At 43.9% G+C, this 22321-nt stretch carries 14 protein-coding genes; 11 read left to right on the top strand and 3 right to left on the bottom strand.

The features are described 5' to 3' along the window. The first annotated feature begins 213 nt into the window (after positions 1 to 213). The 6 genes from K339_RS0128875 to K339_RS0128850 all read left to right on the top strand — a co-directional run bounded on the left by K339_RS0128875 (position 214) and on the right by K339_RS0128850 (position 10392). Positions 214 to 3195 (top strand): SusC/RagA family TonB-linked outer membrane protein, encoded by a 2982-nt coding sequence (locus tag K339_RS0128875; protein ID WP_028526711.1) that lies wholly within the window; start codon positions 214 to 216, stop codon positions 3193 to 3195. 21 nt (positions 3196 to 3216) lie between these two features. Next, the gene (locus tag K339_RS0128870) at positions 3217 to 4623 is read left to right on the top strand and encodes a RagB/SusD family nutrient uptake outer membrane protein (RefSeq protein ID WP_028526710.1); all 1407 of its coding nucleotides are present in this window, start codon (positions 3217 to 3219) and stop codon (positions 4621 to 4623) included. A gap of 51 nt (positions 4624 to 4674) precedes the next feature. Then, positions 4675 to 5178, top strand: coding sequence for a DUF4843 domain-containing protein (locus tag K339_RS0128865; protein WP_157607778.1), 504 nt, complete (start codon positions 4675 to 4677; stop codon positions 5176 to 5178). A 184-nt stretch (positions 5179 to 5362) separates the two neighbouring features. Beyond that, the gene (locus K339_RS0128860) at positions 5363 to 6469 is read left to right on the top strand and encodes an efflux RND transporter periplasmic adaptor subunit (protein ID WP_028526708.1); all 1107 of its coding nucleotides are present in this window, start codon (positions 5363 to 5365) and stop codon (positions 6467 to 6469) included. 12 nt (positions 6470 to 6481) lie between these two features. Further along, positions 6482 to 9595, top strand: a complete 3114-nt coding sequence (locus tag K339_RS0128855; RefSeq protein WP_028526707.1) for an efflux RND transporter permease subunit — start codon at positions 6482 to 6484, stop codon at positions 9593 to 9595. 146 nt (positions 9596 to 9741) lie between these two features. Further along, complete coding sequence (locus K339_RS0128850; protein WP_037302189.1) at positions 9742 to 10392, top strand: response regulator; 651 nt, start codon at positions 9742 to 9744, stop codon at positions 10390 to 10392. A 17-nt stretch (positions 10393 to 10409) separates the two neighbouring features. Here K339_RS0128850 and K339_RS36325 read toward each other — a convergent pair whose 3' ends face one another. Further along, entirely contained in the window at positions 10410 to 12224 is a 1815-nt protein-coding gene (locus K339_RS36325; protein ID WP_051398322.1) for a tetratricopeptide repeat-containing sensor histidine kinase, read from the bottom strand. 202 nt (positions 12225 to 12426) lie between these two features. On the opposite strand from K339_RS36325, the gene K339_RS0128840 reads away from it, so the two are divergent. Next, positions 12427 to 13068: a response regulator gene (locus K339_RS0128840; protein WP_028526705.1), complete on the top strand. Its 642-nt coding sequence runs from the start codon at positions 12427 to 12429 to the stop codon at positions 13066 to 13068. Positions 13069 to 13072: 4 nt separating this feature from the next. Here K339_RS0128840 and K339_RS36320 read toward each other — a convergent pair whose 3' ends face one another. After that, on the bottom strand, positions 13073 to 15064 hold the full coding sequence (locus K339_RS36320; RefSeq protein WP_028526704.1) for a tetratricopeptide repeat-containing sensor histidine kinase: 1992 nt from the start codon (positions 15062 to 15064) through the stop codon (positions 13073 to 13075). A 22-nt stretch (positions 15065 to 15086) separates the two neighbouring features. After that, positions 15087 to 17033 (bottom strand): histidine kinase, encoded by a 1947-nt coding sequence (locus K339_RS36315; RefSeq protein WP_028526703.1) that lies wholly within the window; start codon positions 17031 to 17033, stop codon positions 15087 to 15089. A gap of 194 nt (positions 17034 to 17227) precedes the next feature. Here K339_RS36315 and K339_RS0128820 point away from each other — a divergent pair, with 194 nt between their 5' ends. From K339_RS0128820 to K339_RS0128805, 4 genes are all read left to right on the top strand, one after another. Then, positions 17228 to 17419 (top strand): response regulator transcription factor, encoded by a 192-nt coding sequence (locus K339_RS0128820; protein ID WP_037302188.1) that lies wholly within the window; start codon positions 17228 to 17230, stop codon positions 17417 to 17419. Positions 17420 to 17470: 51 nt separating this feature from the next. Beyond that, entirely contained in the window at positions 17471 to 18289 is an 819-nt protein-coding gene (locus K339_RS0128815) for a nuclear transport factor 2 family protein (RefSeq protein WP_169731912.1), read from the top strand. A gap of 133 nt (positions 18290 to 18422) precedes the next feature. Then, complete coding sequence (locus K339_RS0128810; protein WP_028526700.1) at positions 18423 to 19064, top strand: response regulator; 642 nt, start codon at positions 18423 to 18425, stop codon at positions 19062 to 19064. After that, complete coding sequence (locus tag K339_RS0128805; protein ID WP_028526699.1) at positions 19065 to 22064, top strand: ligand-binding sensor domain-containing protein; 3000 nt, start codon at positions 19065 to 19067, stop codon at positions 22062 to 22064. Positions 22065 to 22321 lie beyond the last annotated feature (257 nt).

Genomic DNA, 22321 nt, shown 5'->3' with positions numbered 1-22321 from the left:
TATTTCAAAAAGGAAAGCATTTGCTTTCCTTTTTGCGTTTAAAATAACCTCAAAAAAATCCATTTGGGATAATAAATAGTTGGCAAACTAAATAATGTGCTTGCAACTTCTTGCGTTCTTGCTTAATTTTACGGAACAATTATAAACCGTAATGGGTTTATAGCTGTGTGTTGAAAAACACATTAGAATCAACCTAAAAACCAACTAAATCGTATGCGTAAAATTTTACTCGCAAGCTTTTGCTTGTTGATGAGCTTTTGTGTACAGCTTCGAGCACAAGAGCGGACCGTTTCAGGAACGGTAACAAGCAGTGAAGATGGAACACCCCTGCCAGGGGTGACGGTAGTAGTGAAAGGAACTACCCGCGGTGTGAACACCGATGTCGATGGAAAGTACAAAATCGGCGTTACTAACGGCGGCCAACTTGTATTTAGCTTCGTAGGTTTTGAAAAAACAACCTCTGAAGTAGGTTCTAAAACAATCATTAACGTAACACTTACCCCAGAAGCTAACAACCTTAATGAGGTTGTGGTAACTGCCTACGGTGGTTCTACGGCAAAGAAGGACATCACAGCGGCGGTGTCTCAAGTAAGTGGTAAAACGATTGAAGGTTTGCCTATGCAAACTGTTGACCGCGCCCTTCAAGGACGTGCGGCGGGGGTACAAGTAACCGCAACGAGTGGTCAGCCTGGGGGTGGTATCAACGTTCGCGTTCGCGGGGTTGGTTCTATCAACGCTGGTAACGACCCACTTTACATCATTGATGGGGTACAAGTAGCCAGTGGTGGTTTGTCAACAACGGCGAGCTCAAACGTACTTTCTTCGTTGAACCCTAACGACATCGAGTCAATCCAAGTATTGAAAGATGCGGCTGCTTCGGCCATTTATGGTGCGCAAGGGTCAAACGGGGTAGTGTTAATCACAACCAAACGTGGTAAAGCGGGTAAAACCAAATTCAAGGTGTCTATCCAAGATGGTTTTACGGATGTATTGAAAAAATTGGATGTATTGACGGCAGCTGAGTTTGCAACCCTTAAAATTGAAGGTTTTGAAAACCGTGCGAGAACTACCAACGCTTCAGTAGAAACGGCACGCGCCAATTCTATTGCACAATATGGCGACCCTGCTACAGTTCAAAATACCGATTGGCAAGATTATGTGTATCAGCGCGGTCGTCTTCGCATGATTGATGCCTCTGCTACGGGTGGGGATGGTAAAACAAATTTCTATTTGGCGACATCTTACAACTTCCAAGAAGGGCAAGTTATCAAGTCAGACTTTGGTCGTGGAACAGTTCGTTTGAACGTGGATCACCAAGCCAGTAAAAAGTTAAAAATTGAGACTTCTATCGGTTTGGCAGCAACTACCCAAAACGGCGCCATTGCGGACGGAGCTTTTATCAATAGCCCTTTCTTTGCCGCAGCGTTGATTTTACCAAACCAGCCTGTTTACAAAGCAGATGGTTCGTACAATGCGCCGCTTACAGGGGCATTCAGCTACAACCCAGTGCAAAGTGTAGAGTTTGAAATACGTAAGAACACGACGATTCAGACGGTAAGTAACCTTGCCGTAAACTACGAAATCATCCCTGGACTAAAGTTTCGTTCATTCTATGGTCTTGATTATGCCAACAACCGTGACGACTCATACCGTGATCCCATCGTTCCGCAATTTGCTTCAACGGGTGGTAGCGCTACGGTTGCTAACCGTTATAGCTTAAACTGGAACACAGCTCAGACGTTGAACTACAATAAAACCATCGGTGATCATGCAATTGGTGCTTTGGTGGGTGGCGAATACCGTGAGCAAATTTCAGAAGTAGTATCGGCTACTGGTCAAGGATTCCCGAATGGTTTGTTCCGGACGTTGGCGGCAGCGGCTCGTCCAATCACCACTACGGGTACTTACACTACATGGCGTATTGCCAGTGTATTTGGCTCGGTGAACTATGACTACAAAGATAAATTGATTGGTACCGCTACTTTGCGTTATGACGGTTCTTCTCGTTTTGGTTCAAACAACCGTTACGGTTTGTTCCCTGCCCTTTCAGTGGGTTATCGCCTTTCAGAAGAAAGTTTCTTGAAAAAATATTCGTGGTTGTCTGAGTTGAAAGTATTTGCAGGTTACGGTAAAGCAGGGAACAACAACATCAGTGACTTTGCCTCTCGTGCCTTATTCGGTTTGGGTGGCCAGTACATCGACCTACCAGGTATCCGCCCTTCGCAGTTAGGAAACGCCAACTTGTCTTGGGAGGTTGCTTCAACTTTCAACGTAGGGGTTAACTACTCGCTTTTCAACGGACGTATTTTTGGGGAAGTACAAGCATATCGTAAAATCAACGATAAATTGTTGTTGTCTCGTCCTTTGCCTAACGACAGTGGTTTTGGTTCAATCAATGAAAACCTTGGTAAAGTTGAAAACAAAGGATTGGAAGTGGAATTTAGCCACGTAAACGTGAACAAAGGCGGTTTCCGCTGGGAAACTAACTGGAACGTATCGTTCCAACGTAACAAAATTCTTCAATTGTTGCCTGGACAAACCAACATCGGTACGGGTCTATGGGTAGGCCAGCCAGTGGCTATCAACTGGTATCCAACGTATGCGGGAGTTAACCCAGCTGATGGTCGTTCGATGTGGTTGGATTCACTTGGTAACATCACTTATACGGTACAAGCACGTGATTCAAGAATCCAAGGGACACCACTTCCAAAAGGATTTGGTGGAGTAACCAACCGTCTTTCTTATAAAGGTATTTCGTTGGAGTTTTTCTTCCAAGGACAGTGGGGTAACCAAGTGTTGAACAACAACGGCTTCTTCATGGAAAGCTCGGCATCAGCAGGTTGGAACAACATGCAGACTCAACTTGCGCGTTGGACAACCCCAGGGCAAATTACGCGTGTACCACGTGCTTACGAGGGAGGTGTCGAGCCAGGAAGTAGTACTATTCAGACGTTCTCAACCAAGCAACTCGAAAACGCAGGATACGTTCGTTTGAAACAAGTAACCGTTGGGTACGATTTGCCATCAAGTATTACAAAACGGCTTAAACTGACCCAAGTACGTTTCTTTGCCCAAGCTATCAATTTGCTAACTTGGACGGCGTACACGGGCTTAGACCCAGAGATTTTGTTTACGGAGCTTGGACGTTATCCGCAGAGTAAGCAAGTAACGGGCGGTATCCAAATCGAGTTTTAATTTCAAACCATCGTAAAAGACATGTTGACAAAACAACTTAAAAATATATCGTTGGTGGTATTGGCAATGGTGGCTACTTCGTGTAGCGACTTGCTCAATACAGAGCCAAAACAGTCGATAAGTACAGAAGTAGCTTTGACTGATATTACTGGAGTACGTGCCCTTTTAATTTCGGTGTACGACCGTTTGCAACCAAACACCTACTACGGCGCACGTTTGATGATTGCTCCTGATATTATGGCGGATAACGTCCGTTTGACAAACACGAACTCAAACCGTTTCTTTAACGAACGCGTAAACGCGCCAAGCGCGCACATGCAGGCGTTTTGGGATAATTACGCGGGCATTAACGAAGCCAATTTTATTATCAAAGGAATTGGTGGCGCCAATACCACTGAGGCCGAAAAAGCTCAAATCAAAGCTGAAGCGTTGTTTTTACGTGCGCTTTTGTACTTTGACATGGCACGGGTGTTTTGTTACGAGCCTACCAAAGTAGTGGGTGGGGCAAACTTGGGAATGATTTTGCGTACTGAACCTACGGACGACGTGACCAAAGCAGATTTCAAATCACGTTCGACGATTGAGGAAACGTATCAGTTGATTGAAAAAGATTTGAAAGAAGCCATCGCGTTGTTCCCTGCCACAGGCAACCGCCTTCGTGCCAACAAAGCAGCGGCTAACGCTCTTTTGGCGCGGGTGTATCTTTACTGGGAAAAATATGCAGATGCTATTACGTACGCAACTGCGGCGCTTGACGCCCCTAATGGTGCGGCTTTGGCTACTGGTGCTAACTACGCTGCGGCCTTTACAACGGCGCCAAACACTGAGTCGCTTTTTGAAATCAACTACGTACAAGCAACCGAAGGTTTGGGGGCGAACGAGTCTATGCACTCGTTGACTACCAACTTAACGACTGGAAACTGGGCGGATGTCGTGCCTACCAATGAACTTTTAGGCTTGTTTGAAGCCACGGACGTTCGTCGTACGCAAGCCATGTTTGCAGGTGTAAAAGGTGGAGAATCGGTTTTGTTTAGTCGCAAATACCCAGGTTCAAGAGGACCATTTACGGATAATATCCCTGTGATTCGTTTCTCAGAAGTATTGCTTATTCGTGCTGAAGCGTATGCTGCAACGGGTAAAGATGATTTAGCATTGGCAGATTTGAACCGTATCCGTACGCGTTCGGGTGCTACGCCCGTGGCTGCTACTGTAAAAGGAGCTGATTTGATTGATGCTATCATGACGGAGCGCCGTTTGGAATTGTACTTGGAAGGGCACCGTTTCTTTGATTTGAAACGCCGTGGACAAACCATTACCAAAGCGAGCCTTTCGGCTGTGGTTCCTTACGACGATTTCCGCATCTTGGCGCCGCTTCCTACAGCTCAAGTTCAACTCAACTCAAGCTTGAAGCAGAACCGTGGTTACTAAGAGCTAAAGCAGAAGATGGCTCAAGTCAGTTACTTAAACATTGAACAAAACATGAAAAATAAATTCATCCAATTTTTAGTAGTAGGAGCAATGGCGTTGTCGCTCACGTCGTGCTTCGAAAATCCTTCTTGGACGTACGACATGGCTCCCGTGGTGGAGTTTAAAAACCCTCGTACGGGCTTTGCAACACAGCCAACCAACAACGTATCGAACGGCGCAGCCCAGCGTACTGTTAGACAATTGCTCAAAAGAGACAGTATTTTGGTGCAATTGGTTGGGGCGCAACGTCCAGAAGCTACCACACTTGGCTATGTCATTGACGCGGCGAAAAGCACGGCGGTTGAGAATATCAACTACCGTATCTTGGAAAGCAAAGGTTCGGTGACGATTCCTGCCAACAGCAGCTCTGCTTACATCAAGTTTGAAATTTTGGAAGGCATCCCTACCACCGTTGCTGCGACCCAAAACTATCCATTGGTGTTGACATTGACAGGAAACGACCAAATTAAACCAAGCGAAAACTACAAGACGTTTACGTTGAATATTCGACGTTAATCTTCGTAAATAACACTATACGCATTAAAGCGACGCTTTCAGGGCGTCGCTTTTTTGTTTCTTTTAAGCGACACAAAAAACAAATTCGTCGATGCCAGCCGCGAAAGCGACCTTTTTTGCCTAATTATGGTGTTACCTTATCTGAACCTCTACTAAGCAGATATTTATTACTATTTACTAACCAATGAGCAAGCCCGTAAAAACCGTTGTCACAATTTTAGTTATTCTACTTATTACTGGTTTAGCCTTTTACCCTCGTTTAAAAGAATATGCCTCCAAAAAAGAGGAAAAAGGAGCGGGAACAGGAAAAAATGCGGGTGCGGGCGCCAAAGGTGGAGCTCCTGGAAAAGCAGGTGGGCCAGCCCCCGTTGAGATTTTGGTGGTAGGAAACCAGCGAATTGAAGAAAAAATTCTTTCAACAGGTACCATCATCGCCAACGAAGAAGTAGAAATTCGCAGCGAAATTGCTGGGCGGATTACTGCCATCAACTTCCGTGAAGGTGATTACATACAAAAAGGGACAGTGCTGATTCGTATCAATGATGCTGATTTACAAGCCCAACTTCAAAAATTGGAATACCAGAAAAAATTGGCCGAAGTAAACGAAGAGCGTCAGAAACGATTGTTGGAAAAAGAGGCCATTAGCCAGCGTGATTATGACATCAGCTTGACCAACTTGAACAGTATGAACGCCGACATTGAGAACTTGAAAGCTCAAATTGCGAAAACAGTCATAAAAGCGCCTTTTGATGGCACGGTCGGGTTGCGCTACATCAGTTCGGGAAGCTACGTAAACAATGCCACCCGCATTGCTACCCTTACCAACGTAAACCCTGCCAAACTCGATTTCTCGGTGCCTGCCAAATACGCTACAAGTGTTCGTAAGGGAACAGGTATTACGTTCTCGACCGAAGGGGGAGAAGAAAAATACCGTGGGACAGTGTATGCCGTTGAGCCAAAGATTGACCCAAGTACCCGTACACTTACCCTGCGCGCTACCAGCCCGAATCCTGGGCGTAAGTTGGTGCCTGGAGCATTTGCGCGCGTAGAAATCATCCTAAATGCCAAACCGAATGCCATCATCGTTCCTACCGAAGCCGTTATTCCTGACCTTCGTGGGCATCGAGTCTTTATTGTGAAGAATAACAAAGCCGAAACAATTGCGGTAGAAATTGGGATTCGTAACGATAAAACAATCGAAATTACCAAGGGCTTGATGCCAGGCGATACCCTCATTACTTCGGGTATCTTGCAAGTGAAAGCAGGGGGAGAAGTAGATATTAAGAAGTAAAACAAAACGATCATGGCATCATTATCAACAACCAGCATTCAACGACCCGTATTGGCAGTGGTGATGTCGCTCATCATCATTATTTTTGGGTTGATTGGCTTCTCATACCTTGGCGTGCGTGAGTACCCGAGCGTGGACCCGCCCGTCATCAACGTAATGACCAATTATACAGGGGCTAATGCCGAGATTATTGAGTCCCAAATCACCGAACCGTTGGAGGAATCTATCAACGGAATTTCGGGGATTAAGACCCTGACGTCGGCCAGCCGCGACGGGCGAAGTAACATTACTGTGGAGTTTGATTTGGGCGTGGACTTGGAGACGGCAGCCAACGACGTGCGCGACCGCGTGTCTCGTTCGTTGGGGTTATTGCCGCGCGATATTGACCCGCCGATTGTTTCCAAAGCCGATGCGGATTCAAACCCCATTTTCTTTATGAACGTGAAGAGCGATAAGCGCTCGATGCTGGATTTGAACGACATTGTAGAACGTCAAGTAAAGGAACGTTTACAGACCATTTCGGGGGTAAGTTCGATTCAAATATGGGGAGAAAAACGCTACGCCATGCGTTTGTGGATTGATCCGCTCAAATTGGCTTCGTATCGTTTGACGGCCATCGACGTGTTGAACGCCTTGACGCGCCAAAACATTGAGCTTCCATCGGGTTCGATTGAAGGGGCTACCACCGAATTGACCGTTCGTACACTTGGACGTTTGACGACCGTTGATGAATTTAATAACCTCATTGTCAAAGAAGAGTCTGACCGCGTAGTGAAGTTCATGGACGTAGGTCGGGCCGAATTAGCGCCCGAAAACGAACGTACCTTGATGCGCCGCGATGGCGTTCCGATGGTGGGTGTGGCCGTTGTGCCTCAGCCTGGTGCCAACCAAATCGCGATTGTGGATGAGGTTTATAAGCGCATTGATCAAATTAGAAAAGACCTACCACCTGATATTGTGGCGGCAATTGGTTTTGACTATACCCGCTCGGTACGTCTTTCAATTTTGGAAGTAGAAGAAACCATCATCACCGCCTTTATTCTGGTGGCCTTGATTATCTTTATCTTCTTGCGCGACTGGCGTAGTACCATCATTCCCCTGACGGCGATTCCCGTATCCTTGGTCGGAACGTTCTTCTTGATGTACATCATGGGCTTTTCTATCAATGTATTGACCCTGCTTGGAATCGTACTTTCGATTGGTCTGGTGGTGGACGATGCCATTGTGGTATTGGAAAACATTTATACCAAAATCGAAGAAGGGCTTTCACCGCGAGAAGCTGCGATTGAGGGTTCTAAAGAAATTTATTTTGCCATTATATCAACAACTGTTACGCTGGCAGCGGTGTTTTTGCCCATTATCTTTTTGCAAGGGGTGACGGGGCGCTTGTTCCGCGAATTTGGGATTGTGGTAGCTGGTTCGGTCATTATTTCGGCTTTTGTGTCGCTGACCCTGACGCCGATGTTGAGCTCAAAATTGCTAAAATCGAGCCACTCACAACCTTGGTTGTACCGCGTGACAGAACCATTCTTTTTGTGGTTGAACAACGCATACGAGTCGTCATTGGCGTCTTTTATGACAATCCGTTGGATGGCATGGGTGCTGATGGTAGGTTTTGTAGGAATTATCTATTTATTGTTCAAATACGAGGCCATCCCATCCGAATTGGCTCCCATGGAAGATCGCCGTGGTTTTAGGGTGTCGTTGACCATGCAAGAGGGTGCTACTTTTGATTTCACTGATCGTTACCTCAAAATGTTTGGTAAAGTAGTGGAAGATGAAGTAAAAGACAACGAACGAGATGCCTTAATCACGATTACAGCGCCAGGATTCTCAACCAATGCGACCAATACGGGTTTCGTGCGGGTGGTATTAAGTGAGCCTATGATGCGCCAACGTTCGCAAATGGAAATCGCTGATGCAGTACAATCAAAAGTAGCGAAACTGTCGGGGGCAAAATCGTTTGTGTTGCAAGATCCCACCATTCAAACGGGGCAACGGGGAGGAAGTAGTTTCCCTGTGTCGTACGTTGTACAAGCTACGAGCTACGAGAAATTGCGGGCGGTGATTCCTGAATTGATGAAACGGGTGAACGAAAGCCCAATGTTTGTAGGAACGGATATAAACTTGAAGTTTACCAAACCTGAAATTCGCCTTGAAATTGACCGTGATAAAGCCCAAAACTTAGGGGTTTCGATTCAAGATATTGCTCAAACGTTGCAGCTAGGTCTTTCTGGTCGCCGATTTGGTTATTTCTTGATGAACGGAAAACAATACCAAGTCATTGGGCAAATTGACCGCACAGACCGTGATGATTTGATGGATTTGAAATCATTGTTTGTAAAAAGTAACCGAGGAGAGTTGATTCAGCTTGATAATTTTGTGAAACTTACCGAGCAAAGTTCGCCGCCTCAGTTGTTCCGTTTCAACCGATCATCGGCGGCTACCATTACTGCAGGTTTGGCCAAGGGGGTTACGCTAGGAAAAGCCTTGGATGAAATAGACCGCATCGCGAAAGGAGTGTTGGACGAATCATATACGACAGCCCTCGACGGGCAGTCGCGGGAGTTTAAGGATAGTTCTTCCAGTCTTTTGTTTGCTTTTGGGTTGGCCTTGGTGTTGATTTACCTCATCTTGGCGGCGCAATTTGAAAGTTTTGTTGACCCGATTATTATCCTTTTAACGGTGCCTTTGGCGGTTTGTGGCGCGTTGTTGTCGCTCTGGGATTTTGGCCAAACGCTTAACATCTTTAGCCAAATTGGAATCATTACGTTGGTGGGGCTTGTGACCAAAAACGGGATTTTGATTGTGGAATTTGCCAACCAGCGGAAAGAGTCGGGCATAAACAAATTACAAGCGGTAAGAGAAGCGGCAGTAGCTCGTTTTCGTCCGATTGTAATGACGAGTTTGTGTGCCATTTTGGGGATTTTACCCATCGCTTTGGCCTTAGGAGCAGGTTCTGAAAGCCGCGTCTCGATGGGGATTTCGGTTGTGGGGGGGCTTTTGTTCTCCACCATTTTGACGCTCTACATCATTCCCGCTATTTATTCGTATTTATCGAGCAATATCAAACCTGTGGAGAAGAAAGCTCAGGCGCCAACCGCCGAGACAGAACCCACGGCATAAGACTTTAAGTTTTCCATACCCTTTCTTAATTTTAGCCTCTGCTTCACCGTAGAGGCTTTTTTCATGGTTTTTCTGTAAAAAATCATGGAAAACCATGAGTAGTTTTAAAGTTAGAAGGCCGCTATTTTGTAGAAAATTGAGAAAAAATGCAACCATCTATACGGCTTGTTATTGTTGATGACCACCAAATCGTTTTGGACAGCCTAAAAATGCTCTTCGGAACGATTGAAAATATAACGGTTGCGGTTACGTTTACCGACAGCCGCAATGTGATGAGTTTTCTCGAAGAACACGAAGTCGATATCGTTGTGTCGGACTTACACATGCCCCATCTGAGCGGAATTGACTTGACCCTTGTTTTGCGAGAGCGGTTTCCGACGGTAAAGGTTCTTCTCTTGACCATGGCCGAAGATGCCACGCACATCCGAGAAGCGATAAAAGCAGGAGTAAATGGCTATATTTTAAAAAAATCAGGACGAGAGGAGTTAGAAAAGGCGATTTATACCTTGATGTCGGGCAGGAAATATTACAGCGAAGCCGTGATTGAAGAACTATCTTCCTCTGCTCCCGAAGACCTAAACGATGCCCGCCCCGACACGATTCTACACCTGACAAGCCGTGAAATAGAAATTATAAAGTTGATTGCCAACGAGTTTTCAACCAACGAAATTTCGGATATTCTGTGTATAAGCGTGCCAACGGTAGAAACGCACCGCCGAAATTTGATGCAAAAATTGAGCGTAAAGAGCGTCGCAGGTGTAGTGAAATACGCCATGCGCCACGGGTTAGTGAAATGAAGTGGGGCGCAAAAATATTAAATGCGGAGGGTTAAATGAGAAGACACACCGCCATTGGCATTGTTTTTCATCGTCCAGGTTCCTCTAAGGCTTTCGATGCGGTCTTTGATATTTTTTAGCCCTTTTCCATCTGAGGTATTTTCAAATAAACCGAGCCCATTGTCAGTAACGACTAGCGAGAGCTGTTGATTTTCTAAACTAAGTTGAATCGTGGCATGAGTAGCTTTGGAGTGTTTGAGAATATTATTGACCAATTCCAGACAAATGCTGTACAACTCAAATTCGACGCGCTTATCAAACCGTCCGATTTGTGGGGCAATGTCGAGGCTGAAATGAGTCGTTGTGTTTTGGTTGATTTTACGAATTAAATAGCGTAACGCTTCCGTAAGCCCTTGTTTTTCAAACTCATCGGGGAGTAGATTGTGCGAAAGAAGCCGTACTTGGTCGTGGGCATTGGCAATGGTTCTTTTGACGTGCTTATACACCTCTTGCTCTTGCGGGTTAAGTTTTTTGATGTCGATGGCTTCAAGGCTCCAGTTGAGCGCCGACATGGTTCCGCCGAGGCTATCGTGCAAATCGGCGGCGATGCGTTTTCGTTCGGTGGTTTGCCCTTGGAGAAGTGCCGCCGAAATCGCTTGGTTCTTCTGCACCAACTCACGGTTTTTGGCAATCAATTTTTGGTTGGTCCATATCAAAATCCCAACAATGAGGGCCACAAGTCCTAAAATGATGGTCAGGTTTTGTTCGCGATTTCGCTCATTTTCTTGATAAGCTTTTACTTTTTGAAGCTCCATTTCCAGCACTTTCTTTTCGTTACGAAGGCTCACATTGACAGTCGTTTCCAGCTTTTTGAGGCTTCCTTTGACATTTTGATTCTCAATGTCTGATTTGATTTCAAGGCATTCGGCTAATAGTTTGTAATCCTTTGTTTGCTTAAAAATCTGAATAGCGTCGTTGATAAACAGTAAGGAATAATAGCGGTTGATGTCTTTTTGGTTTTGGTAAAAATCCAACCCCGTCGAAATCAACTCTTTCTGCAAGCGATTGAGTTGGAGCTGACATTTGGCAATTCCCGAAAACGTGACCAAATACACGTCCCGTAGGTTGGTAAAGTCTTTGGCCTGTTTGCAAGTGCGTTGGGCTTGTTCGTAATACTGCATGGCTTCTTTGGCGTTGCCCTGTTTGAGCAACAACTCCGCCTTGGTAAATTGCCCCAACGCATACGGCCGAACCTTCCCTTTTTGAAGGGCGAGTTTCATGGAACTGTCGATGGCCGGAATGGCCTTTCCATACTGCCGTTGGTTGATATAAACCTCCGCTAAGTTGCCGTAAATGTGGTATTTCTGCGTCAGGTTGTAGTAATCGGCTTTGCCTTGGTCGTTGTCTTCCAAGGTACAGCTTAGGGCTTTTAATAGGCTATTTTCGGCATTTTTGAGTTGTTCTGAATTGATGTAAAAGAGGCCCAAAAAATTGTAGGAGTCGGCCAAAAGGCTGCGGTCGTTCAGTAATTTTGCCACGACTAAGCCTTTGTTTGCTTCTTTGATGCCAATTTCGACCAAGTTGTTGAAGTAATAAATTTCGCACTGCCGACTGTGAAAAAGGTAGGTGAAGTAAGTAGGTTTTTTGATGGTGAGTAACAAATCGACGCGATTGAGCCAATATTGGGCCGAATCGTAGTTGTCATCGTTCATAAAATCATCCACTTTTTGAAAATAGTCTTTCACCGTAGCCGACTCTTTTGGAGAGAGATTTTCGGACGACTGACTCAGTGCAGCAGTAATAAATGCTCCCCAGAGGTTCATCAAAAAAACTAGGAAAATGAAAGGTTTCATAGGGCAAAGTCGTGTACCAAAGGCAGATAAAGCTAATAAGTCCATAGTTACCAAAAAATTTGGTGATATTCCTAGGGAAAGGTGAGTTTTTGGGATAAAATCATGGAAAACCATGAGGTACATTTTGTCCTTGATTTTTTAACGAAATATTTATCGAAGGAAAACACTATCTTGGTGCTTCCTTAACCCTACCGTAAGACACATGACAAAAGTTCTCCTTGTGGACGATCACCAAATGATTTTGGAAAGTCTAAAACTACTTTTTAGAAGAATCCCAGAAGTTGAAATTGTTGCTACCACCGACAACAGTCGCAAGGTACTGTCAATGTTGGCTAATGAGTCAATAGACTTGGTGGTTTTGGATTTTAACATGCCCTATTTAAGCGGCGTGGACTTGACGCTTCAAATCAGACAGTACTATCCTAGTATTCGGATTTTAATGCTTACGATGGTCGAAGAGGCGATTCATATTCGTGAAGCGATTAGGGCGGGAGTACATGGGTATATTCTTAAAAAATCAGACCCAGAGGAGCTAGAACGAGCCATTAAACAAGTGATGGAAGGGAAACGCTATTTTAGTCCTGTGATTGTTGATGAGCTTATGGCACAGCCTGGTGAAGATTGGAACAATGCCCAGCCTACGACCATTCAAAACCTCACCGAGCGCGAAATAGAGGTGCTCAAGCTCATTGCGATGGAGTTTTCAAGCCCCGAAATCGCCGAAAAACTATACATCAGCCTTTCAACTGTCGAAACCCATCGTCGAAATTTGTTTCACAAACTCAATGTCAAAAGCGCCATTGGGCTGACTAAATATGCCTTGAAACACGGGTTGGTGGAGTAGGTCGTTAAATAGGTACGACGATTTCGCTGCTCATACCCCCATCAGGTAGGTTTTGAATGTGCCAAGTTCCGTTGAGACTTTCAATGCGCGCCTTTACGTTTTTGATTCCTTTTCCGTCAGATTCATTGTCAAAAAAACCACGGCCGTTGTCGGAAATGATTAGATTCAGCCCCCCAACCGCAACGGCGGAACGCCCCAATGGGGGAGTAACTTTTGATAAGTTGATTTTGGCTTCGGTGGCTTTAGAATGTTTCAGGATGTTGTTGATAAGTTCGAGGCAGATGCTGTAGAGTTCAAATTCTATTTTGGGCGAAAGTCTTCCCAAGTTTGGGTCAATGGAAAGGTCAAATTGAATGGTTTTGGTTTGGTTAATTTTTCGGACAAAGTATCGGAGTGCTTCGGTAAGCCCTTGTTTTTCAAATTCTTCGGGCAGGAGGTTGTGGGAGAGAAGCCTGATTTCGTTGTAGGCGGTATCAAGCATTTGTTTTAAATGTCGGTAAACGTTTTTTTCTTGTTCGTCGAGCTTATTGGTATCAATGGCATTGACAGTATAGATTAGCGACGACATGGTGCTGCCTAGGCTATCGTGCAGGTCGGCGGCTACGCGCTTGCGCTCAATGGTTTGGCCTTTCAAAACAGATGCTGATATTTCCTTGTTTTTTCTTTTAAGACTCTGGTTATGATAAAAGAGTACGCCTGCAAGTGTCATCAAAAATGCAATACTAGCCAATAGCAAATTACGGGTTTGGCGCTGGGAAGTTAGTTCATTTTGTTGAGTGAGTTGTTCCATCGTCGCTTTTTGCTGTTGATTAGCGATTTTAAACTCAGCTTCTTTTCGTTTTTTATCAGCGTTTTGCTGGGCTACGAGTGCTTGTTGGAGCAAAAGGTCTTTGTTGAGAAAACGCATTTTTGATTCATTGAGCAAAAGAGATTGTTTACTAATGGCCAATTCTGCTCGTTGACGTTCTATTTGAGTCTCTTTTTTCTGAGTTTGGTATTGCATCTCCAACTGAGTTAGCTTGAGACTCACCTCGGCTTTTTCGAGGGAGTCGTTGATTTGCTGTGCCTTGCCGTAATGGTACAATGCTTGTTCGTAATTTTTGAGATTCTGGTAGCTTTTATGGAGCATTTCGTGGGCAGTTCGCGCATAAGCCACCGATTTATTCTTTTCGGCAAGTTGTAGCGACAAGTTGGCCATTTTGACAACTTTTTCAGGCATTCCAGCCCCGTCAAAAAACTCGGAGAGGCGATTGTAGGTAAAATTGTCATTGATTTTTTCGGGATTTTTGTCAATGTCAATGCCAGCTTTGGCAAAATAATAACGCCCGCTATCTAGCATATTGTTAAATAAATAAGAAGTAGCTACGTGCTTATATTCAATAAGTTGCGGGTTTAGTTTGTACTTTGCCACGAGCTGCATGACTCTACGGTGTATTTCCAATGCTTTTTCATAATTGTTCATACTACGATATACATTACTCATGTAATTGAGCGTATTGGCTTGGCTAAAATAATCGTTATGTTCTTCAAAAGTTTTGAGGGCTTGGTTAAGGTAAAAAAGGCTTTTATCAAACTGCAAATCCATCAAAAGCGCATTTCCAAGGCGCGCACTTGCGATGCCCGCTTGCCGCCAGTTTTTGTCTTTTTCCCAAATAGCTATCGACTTAATGAAGTCGGCGACTGAAGAATCTTTTTTGAGTGTAAAAACATAATATTGACCGCGTGCCCGATAGAAAAAACCCCATCCACGCTGCCATTTGGTTTTAGTAAGCATTTTTTCACTTTCCCATAGCCAATAGCGAACAGAGTCTAGTTTTTGGAGACGATTGTAGGTAGTAGCAAGGTTAATTTGCGTACCTATTAGAAGGGTGTCTTTTTGAAAAGAAGAAGGCATTTTACGAAATTCAATGATTTTTTGTAAGTCATCTTGTACGGATTGTGCCCGTGTAATTGAGCTACACACTATAAATAAAGCAAGGGTGATTATTATTTTCATAGAGAAGAGGGTAATAGCTATTTCATACAGGAATGGAAATGGTGAAGTAAGTACCTTGATTGGGTTTTGAATCGTGTTGCCAAGTTCCGTTGAGACTTTCAATGCGTGCCTTTACGTTTTTGATACCTTTTCCGTCAGATTCATTGTCAAAAAAACCACGGCCGTTGTCGGAAATAATTAAGGTTAGCGGCCCACCGCCCGCAACGGCGGAGCGCCCCAATGTGGGAGTAAGTTTAAGTAGCTCAATTTTGGCTTCGGTGGCTTTAGAATGTTTCAGGATGTTGTTGATAAGTTCGAGGCAGATGCTGTAGAGTTCAAATTCTGTTTTAGGTGAAAGCCTTCCCAAGTTTGGGTCAATGGAGAGGTCAAATTGGATGGTTTTGGTTTGGTTAATTTTTCGGATAAAGTATCGGAGAGCTTCGGCAAGTCCTTGTTTTTCAAATTCTTCGGGCAGGAGGTTGTGAGAGAGAAGCCTGATTTCGTTGTAGGCGGTATCAAGCATTTGTTTTAAATGTCGGTAAACGTTTTTTTCTTGTTCGTCGAGCTTATTAGTATCAATGGCATTGACGGTATAGATTAGCGACGACATGGTGCTGCCTAGGCTATCGTGCAGGTCGGCGGCTACGCGCTTGCGCTCAATGGTTTGGCCTTGGAGGAGGGCAGCTTGAAGCTCGGCGTTTTGTTTTTGGAGAGTAGCTTCTTTTTCTTGGGCAAGTTGTTGAAATTTATAAAAGTTGTCTTTTAGTTGTTTTTTACTGTTGGTAAAATCAATCATAAGATAATAAGAAATAGTAGCTGGCATGGCTAAAGCGGCAGTAGAAAAAGTTAGTTCATTCCATAAGAACTGGTAGGGTAGATTTATCTGAAACTCTCGCATGAATGTATAAGTCGTGTACAAAATTAAGAAGATGATTGAGGTCAGGAAAATTCCATAAGCTCCTTGCATTCCTTTTTTGTGAGCTTTATGGCAAATGATAGGAAGGCCTATTGATAACATTAAAGCAGGAGCCAGAATCCCAATAATTTGTCCCTCAAAATAAGGCCTGAGTATGAAAGGAATGGACAAAAAGCAAATACCCACAGTCAATTTGAAATAAACGCCTCTGGGTAAGCTAAGAAAATAATAGACTGCAATAAAAATGAATAATTCGACGAGCGGATTTAGAAAACAGGTGATTATAGCGATTTTATTCCGAAGATTGACTTCAAAGACAAAGGTTGATGTCAGAGTATCTACAAAAAGAATTAGAAATGCCAAAAAAGCATATATTCCAAAATACAGATTCGCTTTTTGCTTCGGGAAAAGTATAAAAAAACCTAAGTGTAAAATAGTAAATAAAAAGAAAATGCCTGCTTTAAACATCCCTGAGTAATGGGCTCGAATGGAGCGACGATTTATATGTTCACCAACTATATGACTATTTTTAATTGAACAAATTGTTAGTTTTAGGCAGTAATTAGGTGCATAAAAATTTTTGACTAAAAAAATGTCCGGAAATGCGAAACGAACTGCCAGTACATTAGATTTGTTAAGTTCCAGAGGGAGCGCAATTGCTTGCCCCATAGGGTCATATCCGATTGTATTTGCCTTTACATGAGATATATTCCCGAATTTTCCTAACAAACGTCCATTCAAATAAAAGGCAGTGGCACCTGTCTGTTTCACCACCAAGGACAGCATTTGGTAGAGCGTGCTGTCATGCAGAGCAAGAGGTAATCGAAACCAAACGACCGATGGCTTTCTTATTTGATCAAGCGCCATCACATCCTTCGTTGGATCAATTGCTTCCCATTTGCTATCATCAAAATCAGGCTTGGCAAAATCGGGGTTATCGCCAGCATGCCATTTCCAGCCTCTACCTAGTAAAATCCCTTCAGAAGGAATACTGTCAATACGGAACACCTCATTTTGAGCTAAAATGCTCAAATGAATGCTTGTGAGTACAATCAGCGCCAGAATTTTTTTCATTTTTTGGGCAAAGGTTTATTCTTAAAATTCACTTTTTGACGCTTCAATTCAAAATGCTTTACCCAAAAACACTCAAATATCATGGTAAACCATGAGAACAAAATCAGGGTTTACCATGAGTTAAAATCAGGGTAACTGACTAGAAACGGTTTGGGAAAGATGCGACACCTTTGTATCAAAACAATACGGATGTCATGCTCACCAAACGCGAAATAGAAATATTGCAACTCATCAGCCAAGAATTAACTACCGAGCAGATAGCCAATCAGTTGAAACTGAGCGTTCCGACCATCGAAACCCACCGTCGTAATATGCTGCAAAAGACGGGAGCGAAATCGGTGGTGGGGTTGATAAAACTCGCTTTTAAAGAAGGACTGATAGACTAATTTTTGCAAAAACAATTGAATTGCTTAAACCATAAACCAATGATTCCTACAATGAAAAAGTTACTACTTCCCCTCACATTTGTCATGCTGACGACTCTTTCTTTTGTCATGCTGACGACAGGAAGCATCTACGCCCAAACCGACCTGAAAAAGGCATTTGATGAAAACAGCACAACTTTTGACAAAGAGCCCATTAAGTGGGTGCAAAGCCTCCCCGAAAACGTTCGCTTTTTTGGAGGTAATGGGGAGATTTTCAACAAACAACAAACCCTCGAATTAGCAAAACGAACTGCTTCGGGCAAGTCCACCTCCTCTTTTTCTGACGTACGCGTGAAGCAATCGGGCAAATTGGGCGTAGTGTCGGGGATCAGAACGCATGACTTGGTATTTGCGAACGGCTTAAAAATGAGCTGGAAAGATGCTTTTACTTACACTTTTGAGTGGCAAAACAATCAATGGGTACATACCGATATACATCATACCAAGATTGACTATCAGACAGGAGGCGAAGACAACACGTTTACGACCCAAATGCAGCAAAAAATAGAGAACGAATACAAGACCGATTCAAAAGCCTTTTATGCCAATCGTCTTTCTGATGATTTCAGATATAGCACCGTGCAGGGTAGCTATGTGACAAAAGAAATGGCTTTGAAAGGGGATAAGCAAAATATTATTTCGACTGAGATGCTCCAACCTATGATTTTTCAATCGGGGGACTTGGCCGTTTCTACGGGTATCCACAAAACCGTGCGTTTAGACAAAGACGGTATCGAGCGCAGTAAGCAAGTAGCGGCTACCTATGTTTTTCAGCGGCGCAATGGCAAGTGGATGTTTGTAAGTTCGCAGCAAACAGATATAGCGCGATAGTTTGGAGCTACTTACTGACTTTTTAACCCTTGAACAAAAATCAAAATGAATCTAAAAACACTTTCGTCACTACGGAGGTTTGATTTTTGGTCTTGCCTTTTCTTTGCTAAGAAACCAACCCTATTCTAGTGCCATGCTTTTTATCGCTGATGATCACCGACTTTTTGTGGATGGGCTTCGTTTTATTATTGATTATGCAACCGATTACAAACTCGCAGGGGTGGTTCATAATGGCAATGAGGTAATGCCTTTTCTCAAAAAACAGCCCGTAGATGTATTGCTTTTGGATATTGATTTGCCAGGGAAATCGGGAAAAGAGGTAGCCATTGAAGTAAAGCAACAGTATCCATCCGTTAAGATTCTGACACTCTCTATGCTCAACGACTACGACACCGTCAAAACCATGTTGGGGTTGGGGGTAACTGGCTATTGCCTGAAAACGGCGGGGAAAGACGAACTCCTCGCCGCACTCGCCAGCGTCAGTAAGGGGGACGTTTTTATTAGTGGTGAATTGATGCCCGTTTTACTCAATGGTAGTCGTTTTGTCGCGACCAAATCGAAACCGAGTCCAATCAAAACCCTTACCGACCGCGAACAGGTACTGTTGAAGGCATTGGCAAAAGGAAAAAACGCAGCGACGATTGCCCAAGAAATGAACCTGAGCAAGCATACGGTTGAGAGTCATCGCAAAAGTATTTATTCCAAACTCAACTTACACAGTGTAGGGGAGTTGATGGCGTTTGTTCGCGAAAATAGCTTGTATTCAGTCAATTAGATGAACGTAAATAGTCTAATCGTTTGGTTGCTGGTTTGCCTTAGCTTTTCGGTCAAGGCGCAAAATTATCGCGCTACCTTATTAAGTACCGAAGAGGGTTTGTCGCAAGGCTCAGTATATGCCATGCACAAAGATACCCGTGGCTATGTTTGGATAGGTACCCAAGACGGCCTCAATCGCTACGATGGTACGCAGGTAGAAGTATATAGGCAGAAAACAGGGCAAAAGGGTTCAATTAGAGGGCGTTTTGTGAACCGTATTGTTGAGTCCCCCGACGGCAAGTTGTGGATAGGGACGGAAGATTGCCTCAATCTTTACGACCGTAACACCAACACTTTTTCGCAAATCTTTGCCACCAATGCCGAGGGGAAAGATGAGACGGGACACATTATGCCCTTTTTGGCTACTAATCGAGCGCTGTGGTACTGGTCAGAAAAAGAGGGAATTATCAAATATAACCACGCTTCAAAATCAAAAACGACCGTATTCACTGATTTTTCTTTTTCGATTACTCACTTTGTCAATCAACACGATCTCTTCTTTGATAAGCAGGGGCAACTCTGGCTAAAAGCCAACAGCGGTGTGGTATGTTTTGACACGCTTTCGCGTCAGGCACGTTATTATTTTAGCGATGATTCGCGCAATGAGGTTGGCAAACCTACTACTTTTATTGAGGTAGTGATGGATCAATCGGGGATGTTGTGGTTTGGAACACAAAATGGACTGATTCGGTTTAATCCCCACAATCAGCAGTATAAAGTGTTTTTAGAAGCCAACGGTTGCCGTTTGGACGATGTACATAATATCATCCAAACCCCCGATGGGATGCTTTGGATAGCGACACAATCGGCGGGTTTACTCCGATTTAACCCTCAAACAGCGTATTTTCAGGAAGTCAAATACCATCCTCCTTCCGTTCCACCGCTAACCCCCGCTTATTTTCTATTTACGCTTGGCGACGGAATCGTCTGGGTGCATATTGAGCCGATTGGGTTACTAAAACTTATCCCCAAGGGAAAGAACTTTTTGACTGTCAATTATAACTCGCACCGTGCGCTGGAAAGCAACTCGATTCGATGTTTGGTGGAGCATGACCAAAAAATATGGGTTGGAACTACCGTTCATGGATTATACGTCTATAATCCTAGTACAGATAAAATAGAGAAAAATGTATATCTGCCGACACTGCCTTCGGAAACCATTTGGTGTTTTCATCGAGATGAGCAACATACTATTTGGTTAGGGACAGGCAAAGGTTTGGTTGGGTTTGATAAAAGTAAGAATCGTTTTCAAACATTTACCAATATCCTGCACCGTAACGATAGGGCGCTCAATGCCAATTTTATCAAACACATTGATAGTGCGTCCGAAAACCAATTATTAATAGCGACCGAATCGGGAGTGTATCTGTTTGATAAACAAAAACATAACTTTCAGGAAATACGTGCCTTCGAGAAACAGACGATTGAGTTTGCTGTTCGATTGCAAGGAGGAAAAGTGATGGTGAGTGTTGAAAATAAGGGCGTACATGTTGGAAAATTAATCAATGGCAATTGGGAAGAAGAACGCCATCTTTTTCCCCAAACCCACGTATTATCGTTGCTGGAGCAATCAGGGCGTTGGTGGTTAGGCTGTGCGGATGGATTAGTCAAAGTAGATATTGGAAAAAACTATCAGTGGCGGAAATATGATGAACGTGATGGCATGGCCAACTCGCACGTGTATGGTCTATTGATGGACAAAAAAGGGTATTTTTGGATGAGTACCAATCGAGGTATTTTGCGATTTGATAGTCAACAAGACAAGTTTTTGCACTTCAAACCGACGGATGGGCTGCAAGGAAATGAATACAATCGAAATGCGTATGTAAGTACATCGACGGGAATGATGTATTTTGGCGGAGCCAATGGGTTTAATTATTTTGATCCTAACGAGATTGCACTCAATCAATACTACCCCGAAGTGAGGTGTTGGAAAATGAGTTTTGCCAATGAAAAATCAACGACTATTTATTTGGATAAGCAAACCGAGCTTGCGTTAAAAGCCGACCAAAACTCATTTTCGATAGAATATGCGGCCCTAGATTATGTAAGTAATGGCCAAAACACGTACCAATACCGTCTCAAAGGGCTTGACAATAGATGGAGTCAGGTCCATCAACAAACCACGGCGCAATTTGTGCAAGTACCCGCAGGAAAATTCACTTTTGAAGTGAAAGCCGCCAACAGTGACGGGGTTTGGAATCCTGTGCCTACGGCGTTGCAGATTGAAATAGCGCCGCAGTTATGGGAAACCATTGGTTTTAGAGCTGCGATGCTTTTACTCCTACTAGTGGGAATTTATGGATTTTATCGTTATCGGCTATATGGCATAGTGCAGCAGCAGCGGAGGGAACTGGCCGTGATGGTGCAGACTCAGGAAGCAGAGCGGATGCGTTTTGGGCAAGACCTGCACGATGGCTTGGGAGCCAATTTATCAGCGATGAAAATGGTGCTTGGACTTCTCAATGACCCTGCCTCGCTGCCTATTAAAGCGAAGACCGAGTACCTTCTTAATGAATCAATTGATGACCTGCGACAGTTGATTCATGCCATGAGTCCACGGAGTTTGGAGCGGCTGGGCTTGCTCAAGGCCGTTCAAGAATTGGCTATCATCATCAATCAAACGGGTAAAGTACAGGTAGCTATAGAATCGGACAATTTTCCTGAAAACCTGCCCGAGGAAATGCAGGTAAATTTGTATCGAATAGTACAGGAACTCTTTCAGAATGCGCTCAAGCACGCCCAAGCCAATCAAATAATACTCAAATTGAGCCAAAATGCCCACAGTTTGACGCTTCATTACATCGACGATGGCCGTGGATTTGATACATCTGTTATTTCTGCTACTGGCAATGGGTTATCTAATCTCCATACCCGTACTCAATTGCTCAATGGTAAGCTTGATATAAAATCGGTGGTGGGTGGAGGTACAACCATAAGCATAGAGATTCCTTTTTAGGATGAGGTGAAGGGATAAAAACACGTATTTCTACGTATTCGATTTACCCTAATTAAGGGATGTCCCGCCTTCCAATTATCCCGACCTTTGAAATATGAAATCCAAACAACAACGATGGAAATGGTACTTGGTGATTGTGCTGTCGATCGTGGCGGTTTTAGTAGCAGTCGTAGGGTTGTTGTTTGGGTGAAAAATAAATAAGGAAATGATTCACTCTTACCCGAAGAATTTGTGCGGGTGCATAAAAGCCACCTCCT

Origin of the sequence: Runella limosa DSM 17973, assembly GCF_000482465.1 — a bacterium.
GTDB classification, from domain to species: Bacteria; Bacteroidota; Bacteroidia; order Cytophagales; family Spirosomataceae; genus Runella; species Runella limosa.
This window is presented reverse-complemented; position numbering and strand designations above follow the sequence as displayed.

What these genes read in the sequence shown, in the direction of transcription:
- K339_RS0128875 (WP_028526711.1), top strand. Translation starts at nt 214, where the DNA reads ATGCGTAAAATTTTACTCGCAAGCTTTTGCTTGTTGATGAGCTTTTGT.
- K339_RS0128870 (WP_028526710.1), top strand. Translation starts at nt 3,217, where the DNA reads ATGTTGACAAAACAACTTAAAAATATATCGTTGGTGGTATTGGCAATG.
- K339_RS0128865 (WP_157607778.1), top strand. Translation starts at nt 4,675, where the DNA reads ATGAAAAATAAATTCATCCAATTTTTAGTAGTAGGAGCAATGGCGTTG.
- K339_RS0128860 (WP_028526708.1), top strand. Translation starts at nt 5,363, where the DNA reads ATGAGCAAGCCCGTAAAAACCGTTGTCACAATTTTAGTTATTCTACTT.
- K339_RS0128855 (WP_028526707.1), top strand. Translation starts at nt 6,482, where the DNA reads ATGGCATCATTATCAACAACCAGCATTCAACGACCCGTATTGGCAGTG.
- K339_RS0128850 (WP_037302189.1), top strand. Translation starts at nt 9,742, where the DNA reads ATGCAACCATCTATACGGCTTGTTATTGTTGATGACCACCAAATCGTT.
- K339_RS36325 (WP_051398322.1), bottom strand. Translation starts at nt 12,224, where the DNA reads ATGAAACCTTTCATTTTCCTAGTTTTTTTGATGAACCTCTGGGGAGCA.
- K339_RS0128840 (WP_028526705.1), top strand. Translation starts at nt 12,427, where the DNA reads ATGACAAAAGTTCTCCTTGTGGACGATCACCAAATGATTTTGGAAAGT.
- K339_RS36320 (WP_028526704.1), bottom strand. Translation starts at nt 15,064, where the DNA reads ATGAAAATAATAATCACCCTTGCTTTATTTATAGTGTGTAGCTCAATT.
- K339_RS36315 (WP_028526703.1), bottom strand. Translation starts at nt 17,033, where the DNA reads ATGAAAAAAATTCTGGCGCTGATTGTACTCACAAGCATTCATTTGAGC.
- K339_RS0128820 (WP_037302188.1), top strand. Translation starts at nt 17,228, where the DNA reads ATGCTCACCAAACGCGAAATAGAAATATTGCAACTCATCAGCCAAGAA.
- K339_RS0128815 (WP_169731912.1), top strand. Translation starts at nt 17,471, where the DNA reads ATGAAAAAGTTACTACTTCCCCTCACATTTGTCATGCTGACGACTCTT.
- K339_RS0128810 (WP_028526700.1), top strand. Translation starts at nt 18,423, where the DNA reads ATGCTTTTTATCGCTGATGATCACCGACTTTTTGTGGATGGGCTTCGT.
- K339_RS0128805 (WP_028526699.1), top strand. Translation starts at nt 19,065, where the DNA reads ATGAACGTAAATAGTCTAATCGTTTGGTTGCTGGTTTGCCTTAGCTTT.